The sequence below is a fragment of the Paraburkholderia sp. BR14320 genome (genome assembly GCF_040948665.1).
GTDB classification, from domain to species: domain Bacteria; phylum Pseudomonadota; class Gammaproteobacteria; order Burkholderiales; family Burkholderiaceae; genus Paraburkholderia; species Paraburkholderia youngii.
Genome location: NZ_JBFPKG010000224.1, coordinates 1 through 789, shown reverse-complemented (window position 1 = coordinate 789; position 789 = coordinate 1). Strand labels below are relative to the sequence as shown.

The window sequence follows — 789 nt, the reverse complement described above, 5'->3', positions numbered from 1 at the left end:
GCAGGTACCGCGCCAGGTCCCCCGTGCGATACAGCCGATCGCCCTCCACAAAGGGACTGGCGATGAACCGCTCGGCTGTCAGCTCGGGGCGGTTCAGATAGCCGCGCGCGACCCCCGCCCCGCCAATATAAAGCTCGCCCACCACCCCGAACGGCACCGGCTCGCCATGACCGTCCAGCACGTACACCCGCGTGTTCGCAATCGGACGGCCGATCGGAACGTGCGTCGATACAGCGCATTCGCTCGGAATTTCGTAAAAGGTGCAACCCACAACCGTTTCGGTCGGCCCGTATTCATTCACCATCCTGGCGCCAGGCTGAACCCTGCGCCACAACTCGACTGTTGAATGCGACAGCGCTTCACCACCGATAACAAGCAGGTCAACCTGGCTGGCCATCGGGCCCGCCAGCATCTGTTGTCCAAGCGCGTCCAGATGGCTCGGGGTAACGTTGACCAGCCCGCATGCCGAACTGGCCTGTACCTTTAGTCCCGCGACCTCATCGCGTTCCCGTACCAGCCGTGCATGACCACCGCAGATCAGCGGTGCAAACAGGCTGTTGATCGTCGCATCGAACGCCAGGGAAGAAGAAACGATCGAGGATGATCGTGGCGCGTAAGCTTCACAGGCCCACGCAAGGTAATTGGCCACTCCACGATGTTCAACCATCACGCCCTTGGGCGTGCCGGTGGAGCCCGACGTGTAGATCACATAGGCCAGATGGTGCGGACCCAGGCCCAGCGCGCGCGCATCCGGATCCGATGACGGCTGCCCGGCCCACGCCGGCGACT

General features: G+C 63.2%; 1 protein-coding gene. It reads right to left on the bottom strand.

Going from position 1 to position 789, the window contains the following annotated elements:
- Positions 1-789, bottom strand: a 789-nt coding sequence (locus tag AB3X89_RS40020; protein ID WP_368588032.1) for an AMP-binding protein, incomplete at both ends; no start/stop codon positions are given.